Source organism: Mycobacterium sp. P2_H7, from assembly GCF_056403275.1.
Map to the genome: position 1 here is coordinate 177,739 of NZ_JBFUFU010000012.1, position 17,893 is coordinate 195,631.

Genomic DNA, 17,893 nt, shown 5'->3' on the forward strand with positions numbered 1-17,893 from the left:
ATTGGCTCCGTCGGCCTTTTCACGACGCTGATGAAATTCGAGTACTCCGATACGTGACGCCCCAGGACTCAATCTCGCGAGCATAGTTCCACCGCCCCGTTCGGAGCGGATTCGGGACGAACCAGGGAGGGAATCGACATGGGCAACTGGCGATGGACTGGGAATCACGCGGACGCACCATCCGCAGCAACGGCAGCGAACGCCGCTGGCTGTGGTGCCGGTGAGGCGATATTCGAAGTCAACGACGGGGGAACCGTGGGACTGTACGTCTACGACAACGCCGTCGGGAGTTTCAAGAAGTGGGGCTGGACGGGCAACCACGCGGACGCACCATCTGCAGTGACGTTCGCCAACAACGAGGGTTGTGAGGTCGGCGAAGCGGTCTACGCCGCGAACGACAATGGCACCGTCGGGCTGTACCTGCTGAGGTAGTCGCCCGGTCGTCGCTCGTAGGCGGGCCGGCGATTGCATTCGCTCACCCGCCTACGCGTGCAACCACGCCGTGACGCCGGCCCATACTTCGATACCTAGGCGCGAAGCTCGCGGGCCAGCGTGCTCGGTGATCCGCCGAGCATCTCCCAGCAGGCCCGGTTCGCGTGCGCGCTGTCGGTGAAGCCGGCGCTGTGGGCGGCCTCTGTCACGGACCCACCGTCGCGAAGGTGTTCCAGCCCCGCGACGAGCCGAAGCCACCGTGTTGTCGCCGAAAACGAGGTTCCTGTCTGCCTTTTGAACAATCGGCCAAGATAGTCGGGGGACAGGGCCACCGCCCTGGCGATCGACGCCAGATCGGCGCGCTCGGCCAAGTCGGCGCGAACGAGGTCGACGGCTTGGCGTAGCTGCGGATGCAGGTTCGGCCCGGCCGTGTGCGCGGTCAGCCAGGCAATCAGGTGGCGTATCGCCTGTTCGAGTTCGTGCTCGGCGAATAGTGTTGCCACACAATCAGATAATTCATCATCGAGAACCATGACACCGCCGCGGGCACGGGCGTTGATGCCTGCACCGGGAGCGGTCTCGGGCCGTAGGTACAGCGATATCGGGGTCACCCCGGCCGCGCAGCCGAGCGCATGGCGCGTGCCACTGCCTATCGCGACCGCGCGGCATTGCCTGCTCACCCCGTCAGAGGTGGTCAGCTCGAGCGGACCGTCCAGTCCAACCGCCACCTGCACCGCAGGGTGGTGATGCATGGCGATGTCACCGAACGCGCCGGCGACGGCCAATTCACCGTCTTGCCCGATCCAGGTGCTCTGCACGTCGTCATCGTAAGCACAGCCGCGGCGTCTGGACGCGGTCCACCTCGTGTGGTGTACTCCTTTCACAGACCGACCGACCGGTCGGTGAAAGTACGGAAGGGATGACATGACGCGAATCGAGCGGTGTGCCGAGGCCCTCGGACTGTGTATTGCTGCGGCACTTCTACTGATGTGCACCGGGTCACCGGCATCGGCATTCTCCCGGCCAGGTCTGCCGGTCGAATACCTCGATGTGCCGTCGCCGTCCATGGGACGCGATATCCGGGTTCAGTTCGAATACGGGGGACCGCATGTCGTGTATCTCCTCGACGGAATGCGCGCCCAGGATGACTTCAGCGGGTGGGATATCAACACGCCGGTGTTCGAGTGGTACGACGGATCCGGGCTGTCGCTCGCCTTGCCGGTGGGCGGCCAGTCCAGCTTCTACACCGACTGGTACCAGCCGTCCAAGGGCAACGGACAGGCCTATACCTACAAGTGGGAGACATTCCTGAGCCGCGAGCTTCCCGAGTGGCTGGCCACCAACCGCAACGTGGCCACCACCGGCAACGCCGCGGTCGGATTGTCGATGGCGGGATCGTCGGCGCTGTCGCTGGCCATGTACTACCCGACGCAGTTCGTCTATGCCGGCGCACTGTCGGCGGCGCTCAACCCATCGGAGGGTTGGTGGCCGACTCTCATCGGGATCGCGATGAACGACGCCGGCGGGTATAGCGCCGAGAGCATGTGGGGGAAGTCCAGCGAACCGGCCTGGAAACGCAACGACCCGACGGTCAACGTCGCCACGTTGGTCGCGAACAACACCCGACTCTGGATCTACTCGGGCACCGGGGTGCCCACCGACGTCGATGCCGGATCCGGCGCAGGCAACCTGGCCGCCGCAAAGTTCCTGGAGAAGTTCTTGGCGCGGACCAGTGTCACGTTCAAGGATCTGTACGTCGCCGCGGGCGGCCGCAACGCGGTGTTCAACTTCCCCGACGGTGGCACCCACACCTGGGCGTACTGGGGTCAGCAACTTCAACAGATGAAGCCGGACCTCCAGCGAGTCCTGGGGGCGGCGGCATGAACGGCGCTATATTGCAGCGTGCACAGGAACAATCCGACGGAGCGTCGGTGACGCGCCAGGAGGCCGCGGCCCGTACCCGCGAATCGCTGCTCGACGCCGGTGTCCGCCTCGCCAAGACCACCGGACTCGCGGGGCTGAGCGTCAACCGCATCGTCGAGGAAGCCGGCGTCTCCAAGGGCGCGTTCTTCCACCACTTTCCCGACCGCGCCACTTACCTACTGGTGCTGCACCGCGACTTTCACGACCGGATCCTCGCCGAAGCCAGAGCGGTTCTCGCCGAGGTGCCCCCGGGTCCTGAGCGCCTGCTGCGGGCAACCCGCACCTATCTGGACGCCTGCCTGCGTGAACGAGGGGTGCGGGCGCTGCTCCTGGAAGCACGGGCCGAACCGGTGACTGCGGCAGAGGTGCGCGCGCGTAACGCCCAGAACGCGGAAAGCTGTCAGGCAGATTTCGCGGCGATGGGCTGGACCCAACCGTATGCGGCGGCTCAACTCTGGGTAGGGATGGCCGCCGAAGCCGCGTTGCTGGAATTCGATGCGGGGCATCGCGTTACAGAACTCCGGAAGGCACTGGCCCGCTACGTCGAAGCCGACCCGCAGGCTATCGGGGGATGACGGCGCGGTCGATCACCATCGAGACCCCGAACGGTCCGGTGGATGCCGAACTGATGACGCCGACTGGCCCGGGTCCCTGGCCAGGAGTCGTCGTCGTGCACGACCTGCGTGGGCCGACACCCGAGATGGCCGGCTGCATGGCGAGCTTCGCGGCGCGTGGATTCCTCACCGTCGCACCGGATCTCTACACCCGCGGGGGAGCCGCCCGTTGCGTCACACGCACCCTCTACGCGATGCTGGCTCGCAGCGGCGCCGCCGTCGATGACCTGAACGCGGTACGCGAGCTGCTGGCGGGCCGGCCGGACTGCACGGGACAGATCGGTATCGCGGGGTTCTGCATGGGCGGTGGTTTCGCTCTGGTGATGGGAACCAAGGAATTCCAGGCTTCTGCCCCTTTCTATCCCACCATTCCGCCGGTTTACGACTCCATCGCGCGCACGTCGTGTCCCGTGGTGGCCAGCTACGGCAGCCGCGATATCTTGAACCCGGGCAGCGGCCGACGCCTGCAGAATGCACTCGATCGTCACGGCGTGCCCAACGACGTCAAGGTGTATGGGGGAGTGGGGCATTCGTTTGCCAACGAATTACCCCATCAGCCGCTGCAGCGCATCATTGGATTCGGCCACAATGATGCCGCCACCGAGGATGCCTACGACAGGGTGCTGACCTTTTTCGAGAAGACGCTCACTTAGTCCCGAAGATGCGGTCGCCGGCATCGCCGATCCCGGGCACGATGTAGCCGTGCTCATCGAGAGCACGGTCGACGGCAGCGGTGAAGATCGCGACGTCGGGATGCGCCTCGTGCAACGCGGCGACGCCCTCGGGGCAGGTGAGCAGGCAGACGAACTTGATGGATCTGGGGGAGTGCTCCTTGAGCCGCTCCACGGCCGCGACCGCCGAGTTACCGGTGGCCAGCATCGGGTCGACCAGCACGACGTCGCGCTCATGCAGGTCGTGCGGCATCTTGAAGTAATACTCCACGGCGATATGGGTTTTCGGGTCGCGATACAGACCGATGTGCCCGACGCGGGCGCCCGGCACGACGTCCAGCATGCCGTCGAGGATTCCGCTGCCGGCCCGCAAGATCGACACGAAGACCAGCTTCTTGCCGTCGATGACGCGCCCTCTCGTCACCTCCAACGGCGTCTCCACCTCGACCTCCTGTGTGGGGATGTCGCGCAATACCTCATAGGTCATCAGCGTGGAGATCTCACGCAGCAGCGTGCGAAAACTCTTGGTGGACGCGTCCTTGTTACGCAGCAGGGTCAGTTTGTGCTGCACCAGCGGATGGTCGATCACGTGCACATCGCTCATGTCTCAGAACACCGTCCCGTCGCTGATGATGGTCAAGGGGGGCAGTCCGTCTCGCAGCCGACGCGCGGTGGCCCGGCCGGCCTGCCAGGTACCGCCTTCCAGCACGCACGCCAGCGGCACGTCGGCCCCCAGGTCGGCGCGCACCAGCGGCGCGAGCTCATCGAGCAGGGCGACCGTCAGCGCCCGCCATTCCACCACCAGCTCGTCACCGACCGCCCAATCTCGTTGCGCGGCATCCGGATCACGCAACGTCAGGAGGCCGGTATCGAGCAGCAGCCCGCCGTTGCGGTATTCCGGCAACCCGGTGAGCTCGTCTATCCCGGTGACCGAGACACCCGCCCACCCGAACGGCTCCAACAGCGAATAGGTCAGCCACTGGGACAGCTTGTGGAACGGCATCCACCCCGCACTCGCCCCGGAGCCGGGCACCGCACGGTGGCGCCAGACATCGCCGAGCGCTTCATCGCCGATCATGTTGCCGGTCAACCAGATACCCGACAGGGAAGTCAGCAACAGCGACAGGATCGCGTGCGCGGACACGACATTGTCGGGACCGACCAGCACGTCGAACATCGCGCCCGGACGGCCGTCCGGGCCGTACACCGCGGAGTTCGCGGCCAGGGTGTCACCGAGTCGGCGCAGCAGCTGGGCCCGCCCCTCGAGCCCGACCAGCTGATTGTCGGCAGTGACCTGGAAGGCGCCGGCGAGCAGTTCGGGAGTCACCGCGCGCAGGCCCGCGGCATCGACACGTAGCGGCTGGTCGGAGTCGGTGGAGAACAGGCCGTCGGTGAAGGCGTGCCAGCTGGCCACGCCCAGACCTTCCGAACGGGTGAAGCACTGCCCGCTGGCCGCTTCTGCATAGCGCCACTGCGGGCCGGCGCCGGCATCGAGGAGCACGCTGACCACCGTGAGGTCGATCATGGCGTGGGCGTCCATGTCCGCGCGGCGGGTCACCCCGCCGACCTCGAAGTGCCGCCACCGGCTGTGGAACGGGACGGCCAGATCGGGATAGCGGCTGCGGGTCACCGTGGCGACCTCGGCGGCGGTGGGTGTCAGCAGCGCATCATCGACGGTGAACCACGCCGATTCCCCGGCGCGCGCACGCTCCAGGAGAAAGCGGGCGCGCTCGCGGATCGCGGTCGTGGTGCGGAGTTCGGCGACCGGATCTGTCACTCCAGACCTCGGCCCTTGACGTTCTTGAGCGCGTCGGCGTCGGGCACGTCACCCGGGGTGAAATAGCCCGCGGCCATCTTGGCGTCGATCTCCACCCGGGCGTCGGCGGGGACCAGCTCGTCGGGAATGTTGACGCGCTCGCCGACCTCGATACCGGAACCGGTGATCGCGTCGTACTTCATGTTGCTCATCGACACCAGACGATGGATCTTGCGGATGCCCAGCCAGTGCAGCACATCGGGCATCAATTCCTGGAACCGCATATCCTGCACTCCCGCAACACATTCGGTGCGGGCGAAGTATTGATCGGCGGTGTCCCCACCGACCTGGCGTTTGCGGGCGTTGTAGACCAGGAACTTGGTGACCTCGCCCAGTGCGCGACCCTCCTTGCGCGAGTAGGCGACCACTCCGACCCCACCGCGCTGCGCACCCAGAATGCATTCCTCGATGGCGTGGGTCAGATAAGGCCGGCACGTACAGATGTCGGAACCGAACACATCGGAGCCGTTGCACTCGTCATGCACACGAGCGGTCAACTCGACCGACGGATCGGCCAAGTCCTGTGCGTCGCCGAAGATGTAGACCGTCTGTCCACCGATGGGCGGCAGGAACACCTCGAGATCGCTGCGGGTGACCAGCTCGGGGTACATCCCACCGGTCTCTTCGAACAGCACCCGCCGAAGATCCGTTTCACTGCAGCCGAATCGGGCCGCCACACCCGGCAGGTGCCACACCGGTTCCAGCGCGGCCTTGGTGACCAGCGCCGCGCCGCCATCGAACAGGAACCGGCCGTCCGGGCGCAACCTACCCTTGGCGATGGCCTCGGCGATCTCGGGCAGGATCACGTGCGCCTTGGTGACGGCAATGGTGGGGCGGATGTCGTGGCCCGCTGCCAGTTCGGTCGCGAAGGACTCGGCGACGGTGGCACCCCACGGATCCAGGCTGACGATCTTGTCCGCGTCGCCCCACTGTGGGTAGGGGCCGATCTTGTCGGTGGGGGCGGTGTTGGTCAGGTCCGCCCGGTGCGCGCGGGACAGCGCGCCCGCCGCGACCGCCAACGCGCGGTAGACGCTGTAGGAGCCGCTGTGCGTGCCGACGACGTTGCGGTGTGCGCGCGTGCTGGTGGTGCCGACCACCGGTCCGCGCTCGGCGGCGGTGGCCGCGCCCCAGCTGATCGGCAGCGCGCCGGAGCCGCCGCTGTGCGAGGTCAGGCGGATATGACCGGGCTTCGGTGTGACGGTGTCTGCCATCGTCGCTCCTTTGCTCGCTGGAACCCCAGCAGGGAAGGCGCCAGCTTAGCGACTCAGGATGACCGGCGCCGGGCGATACGAGTGACACTGCGCCTCACCTGCGGCACAGTTGTTCTATGAGCAGTCAGAAGATACCGAAACCAGGTGATCTGAGGGCCGCCGCGCAGGCGGCTGTCGACTCGGCCCAATCGGCGGTCGAGGCGGCGCAGGCAGTGGCCAACGGCGCGATGCGCATCCCACCGGCCTCGGTCCAGTTGGCTGGGCAACTACCGGATCTCATCGAGAATCTGGCCACCGCAACCGAACGCCTCAACACGACGATCGACCGCACCGAACGCTATCTGGCGATGGCCGATCCGATGTTCCGCACCCTGGACCGGCTGCTGCCCCAGCTGGAGGCGCTTGTCGCGACCGGGAACGACGTGTTCCGGATGCTGTCGAGCATTCCCGGGGTGTCCAGGCTGGGTAAGTTCACGGGTCGGGGGTCAGACGGACGCAGCTGAGCCGGGCCTCACCGCAATGAGTACCGGATCGGCAGGTGCTTGAGGCCGCCGACGAAGGTGGTGGCCGACAGCTCGGGCTCACCGGCCAGTTCGATCGAATCGAGCCGGGGGAGCAGCTCAGTGAACAGACTGGTCATCTCCATCCGTGCGAGCGCCGCACCCAGGCAGTAGTGCACGCCATAGCCGAAGGAGACGTGCTTGTTGGGGTCACGGCCGATGTCGAACCGGAACGGATCGTCGAAGACCTCTTCGTCCCGGTTTCCCGAGGCATAGGCCAGATAGACCGATTCCCCGGCGGCGATCGGCACACCACGCACCTCGGTGTCGGCGGTCGCGGTCCGCATGAATTCCTTGACCGGCGTGGTCCACCGGATCATCTCCTCGATCGCGGTGGGCAGCAGCCCGGGATCTGCGTTCAGCCGGGCCAGTTCGGCCGGGTGGTCGATGAGCGCCCGGAGCCCACCGGAGATCGCATCCTTGGTGGTGTCGTGGCCGGCGCTGGCGATGATGACGTAGTAGGAGACGGTGTCCATGTCCGACAGCGGCTCGCCGTTGATGGTGCCGTTGGCGACGGCCGAGGCCAGGTCGTCGGTGGGGCGTTCGCGCCGCGACGCCGTCAGCGCTGCGAAGTAGGTGAAGAAGTCCATGAGCACGGCGAGGATCTCGTCGCTGCCGCCGGCACCGCGTTTGTGTTCGGCGTCGTCCCCGCCGAACAGCTCCTGGGTGAGTTTGAGCATGCGCGGGAAGTCGTCCTCGGGCAGGCCCAACAGCGACAGGATCACGTACAGCGGGTAATTCACTGCGACATCGGTGACGAAATCGCACTCCGGGCCGGTGTCGCGCATCATGTCGACGTACCGCTTGGCCAGCTCGTCGACACGAACTTTCAAGTCGCGCATTGCTTTCGGGCGGAACCAGTCCGCACCGATCTTGCGGATGTCGCGGTGGTGCGGATCGTCCATGTGCACCAGGGTGCGCAAGCCGATGCCCGCTTCCTGCTGCGCCTTGAGCGTGTCGTCGCTACCCGCCGGCATCAGCAGCGGGCGCGGGCCGCTGACGAACAACGCGTTGTCGCGTTCGATGGCCATGATGTCGGCGTGCTTGGTGATGGCCCAGAAGGGCCGGTACGGCGGGTTGTTCACCCAGGCGACCGGCTCGTTGGCGCGCAACCATGTGAGGTTGGTGTGCAGCCGCTCGTCGTCCGCGTAGGCCGACGGATCAGCCAACACCTTTCCGTGTTCACTGGCGCTGCGATCGGTCACCGTCGTCATGGCGCCCATGGTGCCACGCGCCGCCTGCGCCTGCGCTCACCGATGGCCGCGAACCTGACCGTCAACCCGTCGATGAACGATGTCAGGGCCAATTCGAAACTTGCCGTGTCGATTTCATCGGCCTTGCCGCGCAGCAGGTGGGCCTGGTTCATGTGTGGATAGCGGTCGCGGTAGACCTGTACGTCGTCGGCGAACCCGCGCGAGAAGGACCCGACCGTCGAGCCGAGCACCAGCGACCGGGTCGCCGCACCGATCAACGTGGCGTCCCGCGGCGGCCAGCCGGCTCGCACCAGTCCACCGTGTACGACGTCGGCGATGCGCAGGCTCGCATCACGCTGCCCGATCCCGCCGGCCAGGTAGGGCACCAGGTTGGGGTGTGCGGCCAGCGCGGCCCGGTAGGAGCGTGCCCACCCGGCCAGCCCCACCGGCCAGTCCGCGCCGTCGTCGAACGCAATGGTCTCGACGTCACTGATAACGCGGCTCGCGACGTCGTCCAGAACGTCGTCCTTGGTGGGGTAGTGCTTGTACAGCGAGGCCGCCTGGACTCCGAGTGCGGTGGCGAGCTTGCGCATCGACAGGCCCTCCAGGCCGTCGCGGTCGATCATCTCCAGCGCTGCGTCGCGGATACGGTCCCGGCTGAGCAGCGGGACGCGAGGACGGCCCACGACGCACCTCGCCTTCCGGACGCTTGCCTTAGCTAACGATGTTAGCTTAAGATGGTGCACATAAGCTAACACTGTTCGCTATTGGGCGCCACGCCCCGAGGAGACACCGATGCGCAGGACCGTTTTCAACCAGGAGCACGAGGACTTCCGGGCCATGATCCGGGCGTTCATCGAAGCCGAGGTCGTGCCGGTCTATGACAAGTGGTTCGAAGAGGGCATCGCGCCGCGCGACTTCTACTACAAGCTGGGCGAGCTGGGCATCTTCGGCATCGAGATCCCCACCGAATACGGTGGCTCCGGCCTCGATTCCTACAAGTTCCAGGCCATCATCACCGAGGAATGCGCCCGCGCCGCGGTGTCCTTCGGCGGTTCCAGCGTGCACGTCGGACTATGCCTGCCGTACCTGAAGGCGCTGGCGACCGAGGAACAGAAGCAGCGCTGGTATCCCGGCATGATGAGCGGCGAGACCATGTTCGCCATCGCGATGACCGAACCCGGAACCGGTTCGGACCTGGCCGGCATGCGCACCACGGCCAAGCCCTCCGGTGACGGCACGCATTACGTGCTGAACGGGTCGAAAACCTTCATCACCGGCGGCGTACACGCTGATCGGGTCATCGTGTGCGCCCGCACTGCACCGCCCCGTGAGGACGACCGCCGTTTCGGGATCACCCTGCTGGTCGTGGATACCAAGTCGCAGGGGTACCAGGTCGGCCGCAAACTCGACAAGCTGGGCCTTCGGGTGTCCGATACCGCTGAACTGAATTTCACCGACGTGGTCGTGCCCGCCGAGGACGTGCTCGGCGAGGTCAACATGGGCTTCTCCTATCTGGGCCAGAACCTGCCGCGTGAACGCCTCGGCATCGCCGTCGGCGCCTACGCGCAGGCCAGGGCAGCGGTGCGGTTCGCCGTCCAGTACACCAAGGACCGCACGGTCTTCGGTAAGCCCGTCGCCGCCTTCCAGAACACCAAGTTCGAACTCGCGGCATGCCAGGCCGATGTCGACGCGCTGGAGGCGGTCATCGACCGGGCCATGGAAGCACATGACGTCGACGAACTGACCGCCGCCGACGCCGCCTCGGCCAAGCTGTTCTGCACCGACGTCGCCGCCCGCGTCATCGACCGCTGCCTGCAGCTGCACGGTGGATACGGGTACATCAACGAGTATCCGATCGCCCGCCTGTACGCCGACAACCGCGTCAGCCGCATCTACGGTGGCACCAGCGAGGTCATGAAGATGATCATCGCGAAGAACATGGGTCTCTAGACTCAGGGCGTCCAGGTTCCGTACGGGACAAGAGGATTGGTCCCGTACGGGATGTGTGGATTCGCGCCACCGGTCGACTGGTCGCGGGGGATGACGATGGTCGGCACGTGCTGATTGGGACTACCGACCGCGGGGCGCGGCCGGAGTTCCGCCGGCACGTTGGGTGGAAGCACCACCGCGCCACCGGGTCCGGCGGCCTCGGCCGCGGCGACGCGGTCGTGGGTGATGGTCGGGTCATTCAACGGCATCGTGTCGGCGCCCATGAACGTCCCAACTCCGACAATGACTTTCGCCGCTCCTGCGGTCAGCATCTCGATCATGTCTTCCACGATGCCGGAGAAATCCGGAATCGGCCGCCTTCTCTAAGCGATCTCATATTTGGGTGGCGAGGTGTAACTGACGACTTTCGTAGCTATTCGCCTCGGACTGGTGATGTGCAGATCGGCGAAAGACCCTTTGTGGCAGGACCTTCCAGAAGGGAGCCGTCCGGTGCGAACCGCGAACCGTGCAACGGACACTCCCACGCGTGGTCTACGTTGTTCCATCGCACAATGCCACCGAGGTGAGGGCAGATGCCGGAGACAGTTTCGCGGGTGCCACTGACCGCACTGGTGGCTTGTGGCTTCCACGGCGGGCCCGACACGACGCCGCCGCCGTCAGCGGGCGCACTCGGCGTCGGATTGAGTGGTGCCAACCAGCCGGCCGCGAGATTGAGGGCGACTTCGGCGTTGTCCTTGAGGGCTTTCGTGATGCCCGCCAGATTATGAGAACTCCAGCTGCCGAACGCCTCTGCCCAATCCATCCGTCCGCCGAGTATGCGAGACGACAGGGCCAAAGCAGCCGCCACACCATTGGTCATGCCCCACTTGTCGAAGCCCGTCGCGACGAAGATGCGGTCGGTCCTGGGTAACAAGGGGCCAACAAAAGGCAATTCACCTGCGGGGCTGTAATCCTGAGCTGACCAGCGGTGCGTCTGAACTGCGCCCGGGTAGTGAACGGTGGCCCAGCGGCCCAACTCGTCGACGGCCGCAGCCGGATTGCTCTCACGGCCCACCGAGTGTCCCGCCCCGCCCACGATGAGCTTGTCACCGTCGGGCGTCGGGGCGTAACGCACCGAGCGGGTTGGCGAGTCGACCGAGATGTACATGGACCGCGTGATGTCGCCGGGCACGTCGAAGGCCAGGCAGTATGACCGCTGGGCCTTCAACCGCGCGAAGAATGCGCCGCGGTCCAGGATCGGTGTTCCGGTCGCCAAGACACATTGGTCGGCATTGACCGAGACGTGCCCCTCTCTCGAGTCGTCGACGTCCTTCGTCCGCCGGAGATGTACGCGCACCGGGCCGGCGCCCGAAACGGTCGTGGCCCTGACTCCTTGAATGATGTTGCCCCCGTGGGTCTCAAGCTCGACCACAAGACTATTCAGGAGCGGCATCGGATCGATTTGAGCTTGATCGCGGAGCCGGACGCCGGCTTCGAACGGAAACGGAACGTCCGCATCGTCCACCCACTCCGCATCGAGTCCGACGTCTCGGCAAGCGTCCAGGATGGCGCGCACCGTAGGTAAGCTGCGACTGGTCTGCGCGTAGGCGTGATCATCCTCATGTTGCACCGCAATGCCATGATCGTCGCAGTGGCGAAGCAGCCACTCCTTGCCTTCGGAATTGCCTGCAACGTAGTTCGCCAAGACGACGGAGCCATGCTTGGCCGCTATCCTGGCCAACTTCGTGCCCTGAAGCAGGCTCACTTTGCCGGTGGTATTGCCTGTGGTACCCGCCCCGATATGGCGACTCTCGATGACCGTGACCCGTTTGCCCGCCCGCGCGAGCAGGACCGCCGTGGTCAGGCCGGTGATTCCCGCGCCGACGACCACGACATCCACGGATTCCGGTGCGACAAGCTCCGGCTGTGGTGTCGTGGCCTCGATGCGGTCAGTGGTCCAAAGCGATGACATGGGGTTTGCTTACCCGGCCGCCGACCGCTCAAACCCGTGGTCAGCACTGCAATTTGTAGGCGGCCGTCGTCTTGCGCGGAGGTGCCGTCACCGCGGTGCGAGCGTCTGCGTATGCCAAGGCGACGGCAGCGGCAAGGCTGTGATGTGCGGCGCCGATGACCAGCACATCGGCAGCGGTGATTCTGTGCATGACTATCACACTTTCCAGTAGTGGTTATCGCGCAGAGGTCTGCCGGACAAGCCCATCCCGTACCCGCCTCGGCATGGGGTACGCAGCGCGGGCCCAGTTCGGTGCGTCACATGGTTCGCGCGTATCGGCTCGGACATGGAGGCGGGCTACCCGCCGTTACGCCGCATCTGCCTCAAGGTCACCAGACCGAGTACCACCACCGCGAGCTCAGCCACGACGGTCAGCACTGCATAGGGTTGCGGCTCCCAGCCTTCCTCGACGAAGCCGAAGAACCCGACGGTCCGGGACAGCGCGAAGGCGCCGAGTGCCCCGGCCGCCACCACCGCGGCCCCGACGCGCATCCAACCCGGACCGCCGGCGAGGATCAGAACGGCCAGCGCGACGGAGATTGCGGTCAGCGCCAGAAAACCCGGGCCGACGACCGGAATGACCCGGTAGCCGTGCAGATACAGCAGGCCGTGCGCCACTGCACCGGCGGCCAGTCCGGCGACAATGCCGACATCAATCAGCCGAGGCCATCTCACAGCAGTTTCTCCTCTTTGAGTGCCAGCGCCCGGTCGCCCACGGTGTATGTGACCTCCCGGATGCCGAGAGCATCCTGCAGTCGGCCGGCCGGCAGCGTCAGGGGTTTGGGCGCCGGGCCCTCGCCGGGGTGGGGTAGTGGGTAGGCGGTGGTGGTGCCGCTGTAGAAGGTGATATTGCCCTCGGTCTTGGAAAAGAGCTGGTGCACCTGGCCGTTGAGGCAGGTAACGGAGGAGAACCGGGCCATATAGCTCAGCGCCTGATCTGAATCATCAGTGCCCCAACCCCATTGGGGGTACATCGCGAACAGCGGGATGTGGCTGAACACGATGATCGGCGTATCGGACGACAGGGGAGCCAGATCTTTCCGGATGAAGTCGAGTTGGTCGGCGCCGAGGTGCCCGAGCTTCTTCAGATTCAGCGTGTTCACCAGACCGAGCACATGCACGCCGGCGACATCAAAGCTGTACCACCCGTCACCCCGGCTGCCTGCGCCGAACGCTGCACGGTATCGCTGTCCGGCGTCGTCGATCGAGTCGTGCTCGCCGGGCACCGTGAAGATATGCGGGGTGTTGATGCCGGCCATCATCTGCTTCACCTGGTCGAACTGCTCCGGCGTCGCCAGATGCGTGAGATCCCCGGTATGGATGACGAAGTCCGGCGTGTATCCCAGGTTGTTGATCTGCGTGATGGCCCGCTGGAAAGAGCCGACGACGTCGGGGTTGGCGGTGCCGTTGAAACCCACATGACTGTCGCTGACCTGGGCGAATCGCAGGCTGGGCCGTGCCGCGTCGGCTGCCGTCGAAGTTCCGGCCACATGGGAGAGCACTTCACCGCCGACCACGGCGAGACCGACCGCGGCGCCGAACCAGGCACTGTGCCGCATGAGCTGACGGCGGGTCATCGAATGCGGATCGCGCTCATCGGTCATGGCGCCACCACCACGGTGCCGTGCATGAACGGGTGGATGCTGCAGATGTAGTCGAACGTGCCGGGGGAGGTGAACGTGAAGGTATAGGCTCCGTTGGCGTCCAAGCCCGGGGAGTGGAACGAATTGTCCTCGGCTACAACGGTATGCGGCTCTTCATCCTGATTCGTCCAGACGACGGTCTCACCGGGCTTGACCCGCAATGTGGCCGGGGTGAACGCGAAGTTGGTGATGGCCACCTTGGTGCCCGCCACAGGTGCCGACGACGTCGCCGTACCCGCCTGGGGAACGGGGGACATGGCACTCATGCCGGGCATGCCGGGCATGCCGACCGAGGTGCCCCCGTTGGGGCCGAAGTCGACGGTGGGGTCTGACGGGGCCGCCGGTGCAGAGCAGCCGGCGAGCGCGATCGCGGTGATCAAGGCGCCTACGGGGCGCCGGGGTGGAAACATGGGGGTGTACCTCCGGGCTGACGGTTTTCCGCGGTGCGGAGCGGTCACCGAGAGATAGGGCACGCGGTTACACCGGCCCGTGTAACCCGGCCACCTATCTACCGGTGCGCGATCTCACCGACCGCGCCGGACGGAGGGTGGTAGCGATGCGGGTAGGGACTCCCAGTGGCGCCGCATCCTGAGCGCGCTGGACCGCCAGAGCTGCGGCTGGTGGCAGAGTCGCGCTACCCGAGCTGGGACGCGGTGTACGAGGACAATGCGACATGGGTGTACCGCACCATCTTCGCCAGGGTCGGCAATCAGGCCGACGCCGAGGATCTGACATCGGAGGTGTTTCTGGCTGCCATGCGCCCATTGCGGCTGACGGCCAGTGTCGCCGAGGTGCGGGCATACCTGCGCACCACCGCCCGCACCGTCCTGGCGGCGCACTGGCGCGCCACCTTGGGCCGGGAGGTCACGCAGATCGAGGACGTGGCAGCGCCGCCGGAAAGCGAAGAAGCGATCAGCACGGCTCCACAGCGGGTTGCCGCGGTGCTCGACGCGCTTCCCGGCAACTACCGGGCGGTGCTGGAGCTGAGGTTCCTGCATGGCCGCGCGGTGAAGGAGGTGGCCGCCGAGATGGGCGTCAGTGTGGCCAACGCCAAGGTTCTGCAGCATCGGGCGTTGCGACTGGCCGCCCAGCTCAGCGAGGGAGGGTCCCGATGAATCGCCGCGACGTGAACAGGTTCGTCGACGACCTGTCGGCCGGCCGCCGCCCCACGCCATTCACACCCGACGAATTCGAGGCCGAGCAGATCCGCACCGCGATCGACCTCAATGCGAGCCGGCCCGGTGCTGACGCGCCCCGACCGGAGTTCCTCGACGACCTGAAGGCACGGTTGGCCGACGACATGTCCGGATCCACGCCGGTCTCCGCTCCGAAGGTGCCCTCGACGACGCGCAGGCAGGTGATCGTCGGCACCACCGCCGCGGCGACGGCCGCGGTCGCCGCCGTGTCGGTGGACCGGCTACTGAGCCGGACCGAGGCGCCGCAGAACCCCGACGGGGGCGAGTTGGTCCCCACCGACGGCGAGTGGAGGCCGGTTGCCGCGAGCATCGATGTGGTCGACGGGGCCATGCACCCCTTCGACTTGGGTTCGGTCAGCGGCTTTGTCCGGCGCACGCAAGGCCGGGTGGAGGCGGTATCGGGGGTGTGCACGCATCAGGGCTGCAAGCTGTGGTTCGACGGTCCGGCCGAGCAGTTGCGGTGCCCGTGTCACCTGACCTCGTTCTCACCCGCGGGCCAGGTGGTCACCCACGCACTTCCGATCGCACCGAAGGCGTTACCGCACTTCGATGTTCGTGAGCGCGACGGGTTCATCGAAGTGCTGGCGCCGCCACCGAGCCAACCGGCGTAATCCCCACCCAGGTTCGCGTGGTTCACTGGCTCGGTGAGTTCACGCGGCTGGGTTCTGTTCGCCGCGATGGGCGTGCTGTGGGGGATCCCGTATCTGCTCATCAAGATTGCGCTCGAAGGGCTGTCGGTACCGGTCCTGGTGTTCGCCCGCACGTTGATCGGCGCCGCGCTACTCCTGCCGCTCGTGCTGACCCGAGCGAACGCCCGGGCCGTCGCCGCCCATTGGAAGCCGTTGCTGGCCTTCGCCTTCTTCGAGATCATCGCGGCCTGGTTGCTGCTGTCTAATGCCGAACGGCACCTGACCAGTTCGACCACCGGCCTGCTCATCGCCGCGACGCCGATCATCGCGGTGTTGCTGGACCGGGCCAGCGGCGGGACACATCGCCTCGGCGCGCTGCGAATGGCTGGTCTGGCCACCGGAATCATCGGCGTAGCCGTCCTCGCGGGTCCAGGCCTGGCCGGCGGCGGGGCCTGGCCGATCACCCAGGTGCTGCTGGCCGCGACCTGCTATGCGATCGCACCGTTGATCGCCGCCCGCCACCTGGCCGATGTGCCTGCGCTGCCCTTGACCGCGAGTTGCCTGGCCTTCGCGGCGCTGGTCTATACGGCCCCGGCATTCTTGAGCTGGCCCACCGAAACTCCCAGTACGCGGGTGCTCGTCGCCACCGTCCTGCTGGCCGTGTTGTGCACCGCCACCGCGTTCATCGTGTTCTTCGCCTTGATCCGCGAGATCGGTCCCACCCGGGCTCTGGTGATCACCTACATCAATCCGGCGGTGGCTCTGGTGGCCGGGGTGGTGATCCTGGCCGAGCCCCTGACGCTTTTCAACATCGCCGGCCTGGCACTCATCTTGGTCGGCTCAGTGCTGGCCACCCATCACCGCGAACCTCAGCACATCGAGACGAATCGCAATTCACCTGTGTGACAACACATGTTCACCACCAGCTGCTTGGAATGAGTAGTGCGGTACGCAGCGGCCGGGGATCGGGCCGACGTAGCGTTTCAGCACGCGACCAACGCATGGGGAGGATTCAACGATGGCGATCAACTACGGGGTGCTGAGGGCGGCGCCCGACAGGTACCAGCGCGAGGACGGCGGCGCCACGCCGCACCTGCAGATCAGGGTGATCGACTCCACGGGACAACCGTGGCGCATCGCGGTCAACGTTCAGTCCAGCGATGGCAGCGAGGTGGTGTTCTGGATCGTCGATCCGTTGGTCGGGCACCCGATTCTGGGATCGTTGGCGACGCTGCCGCGCGGATTCAGCCAGCCGGCACGAAACTCCTCGGCCGCACTGGATTTCGTGAAGGCTCCGCTGTTCGACTGGACGCTCGGACGCACCCTGCCGCCGTCGGGCAACGCGAACGCCGATGACCTGCAGGACCTGCTGTCGTTGTACCTGGACCAGTGCAAGGCCGCCGGGGGTGAGATCTACGCGTTCGGCGCCAAATTCGACCGGGACCTGCACAAGCCGATCGACACCCAGTTCGGCAACACCGACGGTCTACACGGGATCCACGACATCCACCTCAATCAAGGCAACGTCGGAGCCCACGCCGGCGACAACGGCGCGTTCCACGACGGTGGTCTGTTGCTGGCGTTCCCGGACCGCGTACTCGGCATCTTCGTGGCCTTCCAGAGTCAGCAGATTCCGACCACCGAGTCCGGAGCGGCGGCACCGGGCGCGCAGCCGTTGTCCCGGATTGTCGCGGGAGGTCCCATCCCAGGTGGGGTGCCCGCCAACCCAACCGCGGACGCATACCTGGAGCGGGCGCTGATCAACCCGGCCGGGTCGGACCCGGGGCGGGAAGCCATCGTCATCGGCAACCTTGCCGCCTCGGCGATCTCGCTGGACGGCTGGCGGGTCGCCGATCGCAACGGGCATGTCACCGAGCTCGACGCGAAGATTCCCGCCGGAGCCTCGGCCGTCGTGACGTTGGACGGCACCGGCGCGCAGTTGGGTAACAACGGCGGCAACCTCGTCCTGTCGGACGATCAGGGCAATCAGGTGGACAGCGTCACATACTCCGCCGCCGACGCCTCGGTGGTCGACCGCTACGTCAGATTCGGCCGCTGACGG

General features: G+C 66.2%; 22 protein-coding genes. 10 read left to right on the plus strand and 12 right to left on the minus strand.

The window, feature by feature from the left end:
• Positions 1 to 255: 255 nt before the first annotated feature.
• The gene (locus AC1DY7_RS19965) at positions 256 to 432 is read left to right on the plus strand and encodes a hypothetical protein (RefSeq protein WP_477495432.1); all 177 of its coding nucleotides are present in this window, start codon (positions 256 to 258) and stop codon (positions 430 to 432) included.
• A 95-nt stretch (positions 433 to 527) separates the two neighbouring features.
• Here AC1DY7_RS19965 and AC1DY7_RS19970 read toward each other — a convergent pair whose 3' ends face one another.
• On the minus strand, positions 528 to 1,250 hold the full coding sequence (locus AC1DY7_RS19970) for a helix-turn-helix domain-containing protein (protein ID WP_477495433.1): 723 nt from the start codon (positions 1,248 to 1,250) through the stop codon (positions 528 to 530).
• Positions 1,251 to 1,356: 106 nt separating this feature from the next.
• Here AC1DY7_RS19970 and AC1DY7_RS19975 point away from each other — a divergent pair, with 106 nt between their 5' ends.
• From AC1DY7_RS19975 to AC1DY7_RS19985, 3 genes are read left to right on the plus strand one after another with little or no spacing between them, the layout of a single operon-like run.
• Positions 1,357 to 2,316, plus strand: a complete 960-nt coding sequence (locus tag AC1DY7_RS19975) for an esterase family protein (protein ID WP_477495434.1) — start codon at positions 1,357 to 1,359, stop codon at positions 2,314 to 2,316.
• A gap of 47 nt (positions 2,317 to 2,363) precedes the next feature.
• A complete protein-coding gene (locus tag AC1DY7_RS19980) occupies positions 2,364 to 2,930 on the plus strand; it encodes a TetR/AcrR family transcriptional regulator (RefSeq protein WP_477495435.1) in 567 nt (188 codons plus the stop codon).
• Positions 2,927 to 3,622, plus strand: a complete 696-nt coding sequence (locus AC1DY7_RS19985) for a dienelactone hydrolase family protein (protein WP_477495436.1) — start codon at positions 2,927 to 2,929, stop codon at positions 3,620 to 3,622. The genes AC1DY7_RS19980 and AC1DY7_RS19985 overlap by 4 nt, the downstream gene beginning before the upstream one ends.
• On the opposite strand, the gene upp is transcribed toward AC1DY7_RS19985, so the two are convergent.
• From upp to AC1DY7_RS20000, 3 genes are read right to left on the minus strand one after another with little or no spacing between them, the layout of a single operon-like run.
• Positions 3,615 to 4,244, minus strand: a complete 630-nt coding sequence (upp, locus tag AC1DY7_RS19990) for a uracil phosphoribosyltransferase (protein ID WP_477495437.1) — start codon at positions 4,242 to 4,244, stop codon at positions 3,615 to 3,617. The two genes, AC1DY7_RS19985 and upp, sit on opposite strands and share 8 nt — an antisense overlap.
• Positions 4,245 to 4,247: 3 nt before the next feature.
• Complete coding sequence (locus AC1DY7_RS19995; RefSeq protein WP_477495438.1) at positions 4,248 to 5,417, minus strand: DUF1688 family protein; 1,170 nt, start codon at positions 5,415 to 5,417, stop codon at positions 4,248 to 4,250.
• Entirely contained in the window at positions 5,414 to 6,667 is a 1,254-nt protein-coding gene (locus AC1DY7_RS20000) for a GTP cyclohydrolase II (RefSeq protein ID WP_477495439.1), read from the minus strand. The genes AC1DY7_RS19995 and AC1DY7_RS20000 overlap by 4 nt, the downstream gene beginning before the upstream one ends.
• A gap of 116 nt (positions 6,668 to 6,783) precedes the next feature.
• On the opposite strand from AC1DY7_RS20000, the gene AC1DY7_RS20005 reads away from it, so the two are divergent.
• Positions 6,784 to 7,170, plus strand: coding sequence for a hypothetical protein (locus tag AC1DY7_RS20005; protein WP_477495440.1), 387 nt, complete (start codon positions 6,784 to 6,786; stop codon positions 7,168 to 7,170).
• Positions 7,171 to 7,178: 8 nt separating this feature from the next.
• On the opposite strand, the gene AC1DY7_RS20010 is transcribed toward AC1DY7_RS20005, so the two are convergent.
• Together AC1DY7_RS20010 and AC1DY7_RS20015 are read right to left on the minus strand one after the other, a co-directional pair.
• Positions 7,179 to 8,441, minus strand: coding sequence for a cytochrome P450 (locus tag AC1DY7_RS20010; RefSeq protein ID WP_477495441.1), 1,263 nt, complete (start codon positions 8,439 to 8,441; stop codon positions 7,179 to 7,181).
• A complete protein-coding gene (locus tag AC1DY7_RS20015) occupies positions 8,438 to 9,106 on the minus strand; it encodes a TetR/AcrR family transcriptional regulator (RefSeq protein ID WP_477495442.1) in 669 nt (222 codons plus the stop codon). Before AC1DY7_RS20015 ends, AC1DY7_RS20010 begins: the two co-directional genes overlap by 4 nt.
• Before the next feature lie 109 nt (positions 9,107 to 9,215).
• Between AC1DY7_RS20015 and AC1DY7_RS20020 the strand changes: the two genes are divergently transcribed.
• Positions 9,216 to 10,373: an acyl-CoA dehydrogenase family protein gene (locus AC1DY7_RS20020; protein WP_477495443.1), complete on the plus strand. Its 1,158-nt coding sequence runs from the start codon at positions 9,216 to 9,218 to the stop codon at positions 10,371 to 10,373.
• A gap of 2 nt (positions 10,374 to 10,375) precedes the next feature.
• On the opposite strand, the gene AC1DY7_RS20025 is transcribed toward AC1DY7_RS20020, so the two are convergent.
• From AC1DY7_RS20025 to AC1DY7_RS20050, 6 genes are all read right to left on the minus strand, one after another.
• Complete coding sequence (locus tag AC1DY7_RS20025) at positions 10,376 to 10,693, minus strand: hypothetical protein (protein ID WP_477495444.1); 318 nt, start codon at positions 10,691 to 10,693, stop codon at positions 10,376 to 10,378.
• A gap of 92 nt (positions 10,694 to 10,785) precedes the next feature.
• Positions 10,786 to 12,324, minus strand: a complete 1,539-nt coding sequence (locus AC1DY7_RS20030; RefSeq protein ID WP_477495445.1) for an FAD-dependent oxidoreductase — start codon at positions 12,322 to 12,324, stop codon at positions 10,786 to 10,788.
• A 40-nt stretch (positions 12,325 to 12,364) separates the two neighbouring features.
• On the minus strand, positions 12,365 to 12,514 hold the full coding sequence (locus AC1DY7_RS20035; protein ID WP_477495446.1) for a hypothetical protein: 150 nt from the start codon (positions 12,512 to 12,514) through the stop codon (positions 12,365 to 12,367).
• 146 nt (positions 12,515 to 12,660) lie between these two features.
• On the minus strand, positions 12,661 to 13,038 hold the full coding sequence (locus tag AC1DY7_RS20040; RefSeq protein ID WP_477495447.1) for a hypothetical protein: 378 nt from the start codon (positions 13,036 to 13,038) through the stop codon (positions 12,661 to 12,663).
• Positions 13,035 to 13,967, minus strand: coding sequence for a metallophosphoesterase family protein (locus AC1DY7_RS20045; protein WP_477495448.1), 933 nt, complete (start codon positions 13,965 to 13,967; stop codon positions 13,035 to 13,037). Before AC1DY7_RS20045 ends, AC1DY7_RS20040 begins: the two co-directional genes overlap by 4 nt.
• A complete protein-coding gene (locus AC1DY7_RS20050; RefSeq protein ID WP_477495449.1) occupies positions 13,964 to 14,416 on the minus strand; it encodes a cupredoxin domain-containing protein in 453 nt (150 codons plus the stop codon). The genes AC1DY7_RS20045 and AC1DY7_RS20050 overlap by 4 nt, the downstream gene beginning before the upstream one ends.
• 165 nt (positions 14,417 to 14,581) lie before the next feature.
• On the opposite strand from AC1DY7_RS20050, the gene AC1DY7_RS20055 reads away from it, so the two are divergent.
• The 4 genes from AC1DY7_RS20055 (at position 14,582) to AC1DY7_RS20070 (ending at position 17,890) form a co-directional block, all read left to right on the plus strand.
• Complete coding sequence (locus tag AC1DY7_RS20055; protein WP_477495450.1) at positions 14,582 to 15,121, plus strand: RNA polymerase sigma factor; 540 nt, start codon at positions 14,582 to 14,584, stop codon at positions 15,119 to 15,121.
• On the plus strand, positions 15,118 to 15,813 hold the full coding sequence (locus AC1DY7_RS20060; RefSeq protein WP_477495451.1) for a Rieske (2Fe-2S) protein: 696 nt from the start codon (positions 15,118 to 15,120) through the stop codon (positions 15,811 to 15,813). Before AC1DY7_RS20055 ends, AC1DY7_RS20060 begins: the two co-directional genes overlap by 4 nt.
• A 33-nt stretch (positions 15,814 to 15,846) precedes the next feature.
• The gene (locus tag AC1DY7_RS20065) at positions 15,847 to 16,737 is read left to right on the plus strand and encodes a DMT family transporter (protein ID WP_477495452.1); all 891 of its coding nucleotides are present in this window, start codon (positions 15,847 to 15,849) and stop codon (positions 16,735 to 16,737) included.
• Between the two features lie 112 nt (positions 16,738 to 16,849).
• Entirely contained in the window at positions 16,850 to 17,890 is a 1,041-nt protein-coding gene (locus tag AC1DY7_RS20070) for a DUF2278 family protein (RefSeq protein WP_477495453.1), read from the plus strand.
• Positions 17,891 to 17,893: the final 3 nt, after the last annotated feature.